We start from the raw sequence: 6,969 nt of genomic DNA, 5'->3' as shown, positions 1-6,969 counted from the left end.
AATATTAGCTTTTTAAATAATTTTTATAATAAAATTATTTAGATTTTTGATATAATAATTTTTACAAAGACATATATAAGCTATATCAGGAAGTTATGGAGGGTTTTATGAAGAAAATAACAGGTTTGTTTTTAAAGCTAATAATATTAGTTTTATTAGTTTTTACTATTTTTATAATATTTAATTCATTAATTCTAAACAAGACAAAAGAAAGGTTTTTACCAGAGAATGCAATGAATATTTATATTAGAGCTACAGATGAAGTTAGTGAGAACAAATTGCAAGTTAATTGGAAATACATAGCTGCTTTAGATGCAGTTAAAAATGAAGGAGATTTTTCTAAAGCTAATATAGAAAGTGCAAAGACTTTAGGAGGAAGTTTTTTAGAAATTAGTAAAAATAGAAAGTTTAAGAATACTAATTATAGATTACTGACTTTAGATGAAGTTATAAGTAAAATGTCTTTTACTGAAGAAGAAAAAAAGAATGTACATAAATATTTAGACAAGTTAAATAATATATATCCTATAACACCAGATGAATATAAAAGGCAGTTTATAGATGAATTGATACCTATATCAAAGGAATTATATGATGAATATGGGATTTTACCTTCTATAACTATAGGACAGGCTATTTTAGAATCAGATTGGGGTAGATCGGAACTTAGTAAAAAAGGAAATAATTTATTTGGAATTAAGGCTACTCCTTCTTGGCAAGGTAAGGTTTTAAATATGGAAACCTCAGAAAATTATAAAGATAAAATTAAAGATAACTTTAGATATTATTCTTCCAAAGAGGATTCTATAAAGGATTATGCAAATTTTTTAGTTAAGAATAAGAGATATAGAGAAAATAAAGTTTTTAGAGCTACAGAATATAAGACACAAGCAAAAGCCATAGAAAAGGCAGGGTATAGTACTAAAAAAGATAAGGATGGTAATTTATTATATAGTAGTTTACTTGGAAAAATTATAAGAGAATATAATTTGCAGTTAATAGACAGTAAAACTCAAGAGAAGATAAGTAGAAAATAAAGTGAAATCTGTCGCTAGTAAATTATTAATACTCCCTATTATCACAACTAGATTGTGAATAGGGAGTATTTTAATTAAAATTGAATATAGGATTTAACTTAATAGCAGATTTTTTATATTAAAAATTAAGCTCCAGTGTTTGTTGGTGGAGTAAATACTCTTGTAGATAACTCATCATCGAGCATATAAAGTACTGCTGGATTAGATTCTGCTCTCCTTAATTTTCTTATTATAGTATTAAAATTATTTTCTTCTTCTACTTGTTCATCTATAAACCATTTTAAAAGACTTATAGTAGCATGTTCTTTTTCTTCTGTGGCAATATCAGTCAAATTATAAATTCTACTTGTGACTATTTTTTCATGATTAAATCCATCTTCAAAGCATTCAAGTATGTTTTTATATTCAGCTTTAGGCTGATCTATTTTCTCAAGTATTACTCTTCCGCCCATTTGATTTACATAATCATAAAATTTCATAGCGTGGAATATTTCTTCTTGAGCCTGCACTCTAAAAAAGTTAGCAAATCCAGCTAAATCCTCTGATTCAGCATAAGAAGCCATAGCTAAATAAATATAAGATGAATAAAATTCAAAGTTTATTTGATTATTTAAAGCTTTTAATAATTTTTCACTTAGCATAAAATTTCCTCCTATAAATAAATTTAGTAACTAAAGGTATATTTAATAGCAATTATTACTATAATGTGTAATTTTTAATCTTATATACTAATTATATATTAATATAATTATGCAATCAACAAATAAGTTGATATCTCAACAAATATATACAAAAAATTTAAATGTATTTAATAAATTATTATTTAGAATATAGTAAAACTAAGATTTATAGTTAATAATATATAATAAATTTTTTATTATAGAAAAATATTAAATTTTTTTTATAAATCTAAAGGAAGCTATTATATGAACGAAAAAGATTTATATAAGTTATTTATAGAAATTGTTTAAATTTTAAGAAAAATATATTAAAATAGAAACAATAAGAAATAATCTTTATTATTAATAAATTTGGGAAGAAAGAAGAGGGAAAAATATGAAAAATACTAAAGTAGTTATTGTAGATGATTCTCCTTTTTCAATTAGTATTATAAAAGACATATTAGAGGAAAATGGATTAACTGTAGTTGGAGAAGCAGGGAACTTAGAAGAAGTTATAAATGTAGTAAAGGATAAAGAACCAGATATTGTAACCATGGATATGACTTTGCCAGGTACAGATGGAATAGAATGTATAAAAGCTATTAATAAAATAAATGAAAATGTAAAGGTAATAGTTATAAGTTCTATGATGGATGAAGAAATAGTAAAAAAAGCTAATGAAAATAAGGTTTGTGGATATATTCAAAAACCTATAGATCCAGAAGAACTTATAGCAACAATAGAAAAGGTTATTATGAAGGAAGAATTATTTTTACAACTTGAAAATAATTATTTTGAAATTTTTAAAGAATCCTTTAGAGACACTTTAAATAAATTTACTAAGACTACTGCAGAATTTTCAGAAGATAGAAAGTGTACTATTTCAGAAACTTCCAGAGGTATGGCTGTAGTTATAGGTATAATAGGTAATTTTTCAGGAAGAATGATTTTAGATTTATCACAGGAAACAGCTAATAGTATGGTTAATTTTATGTTGAAGAGAGAACCAAAGGATATGAATGAGGTTTTAAATGTTATTGGTGAGTTTTCTAATATTGTAGCTGGAAATGCATGTTCTATGCTAAACAGAAAAAATAAAGTGTTTGGATTAAGAATAGCTCCTCCAAGTATATTTTATGGTAAATCCCTTAATATATCTCAAAGCTTACTAGAGAGCTTAGCTGTAGAATCGAATACAGAATTTGGGCAAATTTATATAAATGTAGGCTTCAAGAGAGGTGAATCATAATGGATGCAAAATATATTAATCCTTTTATAGATTCTTTTTACAATATATTACCTCAAATTGGTTTTTCTAATGTTACAAGAGAGGATGTTACTGTAAAAAACAGTGTAGAAAGTTTAGGAATACTTATAAATTTAGGTATTGTAGGAGATATTAAAGGGAATATTGTGTATAATATAGAAGGGGAAAATGGTAAAAAAATAGCTTCAAAAATGATGATGGGTCTTCCTGTGGAGGAACTAAATGAAATGGCTCAAAGTGCTCTTTCTGAACTTTCAAATATGCTTACAGCTAATGCTAGTATAAACTTTTCTAATATAGGAGTTAATGTTAATATATCTACACCTACCTTAATGTATGGTCAGGATATAAAAATAAAATTAAATACGGATAAAATATTAAATATTAAGATAGTAGCAGATGATATTCCTATAGATGTAAATGTAGCTTTTGAGAAAATTTAAATAAAACCTCTAGATTGATTAAACACATTTTTAAATTTGTTTAATATAAATAAGCACTTATTTAAAATTATAAGTGCTTATTTTAAAATTATTCTAATAGTATTTTAAAATATAAATCTATTAAATTGCTATTAGAATGTTTTAAATATTTATTTTTATTAATCTCTAATATATAATATATTTTTTTAAAATAATATGTGAGCTACTAAAGTAATAATAGGTAAAGTTATTAAGGTTCTCTCAAGAAATATAATAATCAGATCTTTTAATGAAACAGGTATTTTAGAACCTAATAATAGTCCTCCTACTTCAGACATATAGATTAATTGAGTAACTGAAAGGCAAGCTATTATAAATCTTGTCATTTCGCTTTGTATAGTGGCTGCAATAACTGAAGGTAGAAACATATCTGCAAAACCAACTACAATAGTTTGTGATGCTAAAGCGGCTTCTGGTATTTTTAATAAGTTTAGTAGTGGTATAAAAGGTAGACCTAACCATTTAAAAAGCGGAGTATATTCAGCTAATATAAGAGCAGATGTTCCCATAGCCATAACTACAGGAGTTACGCCTAAAAGCATATCCAATACATTTTGTAACCCTTGTCTTATAAAATTAAATGGATCATCATTGGAGTCGGCTTTAGCAACAGCTTTTTCAAGACCCCATGTAAAAGGTGTATATCCTTCTGGAAGAGCTTCAGAATTTTTGCTTTCTCCACCATTTAAATAAGCATCTGGTTTTCTTGAAAGTGGTGGTATGCGAGGAATTAATATAGCTGCAATTATACCTGCTAAGCAAACTGTTAAATAAAAAGGCACAAACATATGAGCAAGTTTAACTTGAGATATTACAACTAAACTAAAAGTTATAGAAACTGCTGAGAAGGTTGTTCCTATAACTGCAGCTTCTCTTTCGCTATAATAACCCTCTTCATATTGTTTGCTAGTAAGTAATACACCAATAGTACCATCACCAAGCCAAGAAGCCATACAGTCTATAGAAGAACGGCCTGGTAAATTAAATATTGGTCTCATTACTTTAGTAAGTAATGCCCCAACAAATTCTAATAAACCAAAGTCTAATAATAAAGGAAGTAACATTCCTGCGAATATAAATACTGAAAATAATATAGGAAGCAAATCATAAAGTAATAAGCCCCCTGTATTTTTTGACCATATCCATTCAGGACCTATTTTAAAAAAGGTAGAAATAATAAATATAAATCCTAATACTCTAGCTAGTACCCATACGGTGGAAACGTTGAATAAATTGTTAAAAAATTTATTTACTAAAATAGCTTTAGGTTTAAATATTTTAGTAATCATTGTACAAATAAAAGTAATGCATATGATGATTCCCATAAGTTGAGGTAATATACTACCTAACCCAGCTAAAACAATTTTTGAAAGTACAGCAATAGGTATTGTTATTTCTCCATCATAAGAAATAGGTATTATAAAGAGTATAAAACCTATTAAAGACGGACAAATAAATTTAAATAATTCATTAAATGAATATTTGTTATTTTTTTGATTTTCCAAAACACCATCTCCTTTGCAATTTTTTATTCATGTTATTTTAAATTATAATGTATAATTATAATAAAATCAAGTTGAATAAATAGCAGAAGTCTAGGGATATCAAGGTTTGCAATAGGGTGTTAATTTAATTACGCATAATTATTCAAAAAAAAGTGTTTTTATTATTGCAAAACATAGGTTAATGGCTTTGTAGTCGCATTTTTCTGAAAATTTATACACTAAATAAATTAAATAGAATTTAACGAAGATAAGTTTGAAATTGAAATTAACTGTAATGTGATTCATATATAGTGTATCAAAATGTAACAAATATTAATAAAATCTCAAATTGATATTTTAATTATAGCATTTTGAGATTAGAAAGTATAAATCTTTACCGTTTTTAGCTTTTAAGTACTTGGCATGAATTTTGCTACTCATATAAGTGGGGTTAATAATGGTTTGATTTATATATTATATAATGATTTCCTTCTTACTTAATTAATATGTTTTAGAAATTCCTTATAGAAATATATTAATGTATCCTTATTATTTATTAAAGAGCTTATGCTCTTTATTTTTTTTGTTTATATATGTTATATTTAAGATTATATACAATATATGTATTAAGAGTAAAACTTAATCATAGTTACCTTTAGTTTTATATAATAATAAATTTAAAACTACACATACTTATAATACAAAACTTAATAAAGCATAAATAAAAACAAAAGATAAATAAATAGGAGGTAATATTTATGCCAAGTAATAAAAATTCTAATAATTTAGTAGTGCCAGAAGCACAACATGGATTAAACCAATTAAAAATGGAAGTTGCAAACGAAGTAGGAATATCAAACTATGATTCAATGGATAAAGGAAACTTAACTTCAAGACAAAATGGATATGTAGGTGGAAACATGGTTAAAAAGATGGTAGAAGCTTACGAAAGAAATCTATAAACTAAACACAAATATTAAAAATAAAATTTGAAGATAGGTGTATAAGGAGGTAATATATCATGGCAAATAGAAATTCTAATAATTTAGTAGTGCCAGAGGCAAAACATGGATTAAATCAATTAAAAATGGAAGTTGCAAACGAAGTTGGAATAGCAAACTATGATGCTGTGGATAAAGGAAATTTAACTTCAAGACAAAACGGATATGTAGGCGGAAATATGGTTAGAAAGATGGTAGAAGCTTACGAAAGAAATCTATAATAGTTAAAATAATTATATTACACCAAACACACTAATATAAAAGCAATTTAATTGAGGAATCATATAAGAGTTTATTTCTTATATGATTCCTTTTAAGTTTATTATATAAAAGTTTAAATTATACATGAATAAACAATATTTAAATTATATATTTATATACAATTCGAATATTGTTTATTTGTTTAAATCGATATTATAGTTGATAAGATATATTAAAAATTATTTATATATGTATTTTGAGTTAATTACAACTTGAACAAGTAGAACAACTAATGCCTTCTGGTTGTATTAGTGGATCTATAGTAAAACCACCTTTGCCATTTTCTTCGGCACATTGGATTATAAAACCTCCAAATTCTGAAAAAAGATCCCTATGTACTAGAAATGATAATTCTCCGATAGGTGATAGTAAATCTTCGTTTGTTTGTTCATCCAGAACAATGTTAAAAACAGGACCTCCTCAACCATTTCCGGCTAAAAATATTCTAAATATGTTTGAATTCACATTATTTTCTTCTATAAATTTTTTAAATTCTTTATAAGCTAAATCGCTCATGTTAACTGGTGTCATATAAACATCTCCTCTATTGTATATAAAATTGTGTTAAAAATAATATATATATTATTTTTATTTGGTTTAGTTTAAATCTAACAATATTAATATTATTATATATTATAAATATTTTCAATATACTAGGAGGTTATCTATTAAAAATATTTATAAATAGCTATAATTTAYAAGAGTTTTCAAATGATATCTATTATTTATTGTTTCTGTAATCTGAATCTAATTATTTATAAATAATTAGATTCAG

At 25.2% G+C, this 6,969-nt stretch carries 8 protein-coding genes; 5 read left to right on the top strand and 3 right to left on the bottom strand.

The window, feature by feature from the left end; translation table 11 throughout:
- The first annotated feature begins 107 nt into the window (after window positions 1-107).
- Window positions 108-1,037, top strand: coding sequence for a glycoside hydrolase family 73 protein (locus ACYUEW_RS18755; RefSeq protein ID WP_460277676.1), 930 nt, complete (start codon window positions 108-110; stop codon window positions 1,035-1,037).
- A 125-nt stretch (window positions 1,038-1,162) separates the two neighbouring features.
- Here the strand turns inward: ACYUEW_RS18755 and ACYUEW_RS18750 are convergent, their stop codons facing one another.
- The gene (locus tag ACYUEW_RS18750; RefSeq protein WP_003486055.1) at window positions 1,163-1,678 is read right to left on the bottom strand and encodes a ferritin; all 516 of its coding nucleotides are present in this window, start codon (window positions 1,676-1,678) and stop codon (window positions 1,163-1,165) included.
- Between the two features lie 415 nt (window positions 1,679-2,093).
- Between ACYUEW_RS18750 and ACYUEW_RS18745 the strand changes: the two genes are divergently transcribed.
- On the top strand, window positions 2,094-2,948 hold the full coding sequence (locus ACYUEW_RS18745) for a response regulator (protein WP_003486054.1): 855 nt from the start codon (window positions 2,094-2,096) through the stop codon (window positions 2,946-2,948).
- Window positions 2,948-3,409 (top strand): chemotaxis protein CheX, encoded by a 462-nt coding sequence (locus ACYUEW_RS18740; protein ID WP_030035041.1) that lies wholly within the window; start codon window positions 2,948-2,950, stop codon window positions 3,407-3,409. The genes ACYUEW_RS18745 and ACYUEW_RS18740 overlap by 1 nt, the downstream gene beginning before the upstream one ends.
- A gap of 185 nt (window positions 3,410-3,594) precedes the next feature.
- On the opposite strand, the gene ACYUEW_RS18735 is transcribed toward ACYUEW_RS18740, so the two are convergent.
- Entirely contained in the window at window positions 3,595-4,953 is a 1,359-nt protein-coding gene (locus ACYUEW_RS18735; RefSeq protein ID WP_003486051.1) for a YjiH family protein, read from the bottom strand.
- Between the two features lie 737 nt (window positions 4,954-5,690).
- Between ACYUEW_RS18735 and ACYUEW_RS18730 the strand changes: the two genes are divergently transcribed.
- Window positions 5,691-5,894, top strand: coding sequence for an alpha/beta-type small acid-soluble spore protein (locus ACYUEW_RS18730; RefSeq protein ID WP_003486049.1), 204 nt, complete (start codon window positions 5,691-5,693; stop codon window positions 5,892-5,894).
- A gap of 59 nt (window positions 5,895-5,953) precedes the next feature.
- Window positions 5,954-6,154, top strand: coding sequence for an alpha/beta-type small acid-soluble spore protein (locus ACYUEW_RS18725; protein ID WP_003363259.1), 201 nt, complete (start codon window positions 5,954-5,956; stop codon window positions 6,152-6,154).
- Between the two features lie 241 nt (window positions 6,155-6,395).
- Here the strand turns inward: ACYUEW_RS18725 and ACYUEW_RS18720 are convergent, their stop codons facing one another.
- Window positions 6,396-6,725 carry a HesB-like protein gene (locus ACYUEW_RS18720; RefSeq protein ID WP_080333518.1) on the bottom strand — a complete coding sequence of 110 codons (330 nt, stop codon included), beginning with the start codon at window positions 6,723-6,725 and terminating at the stop codon, window positions 6,396-6,398.
- Window positions 6,726-6,969 lie beyond the last annotated feature (244 nt).

The sequence above is a fragment of the Clostridium sp. CTA-1 genome (genome assembly GCF_054768215.1).
The sequence above is the reverse complement of the archived record's forward strand: the minus strand, read 5'-3'. Positions and strand labels throughout refer to the sequence as shown.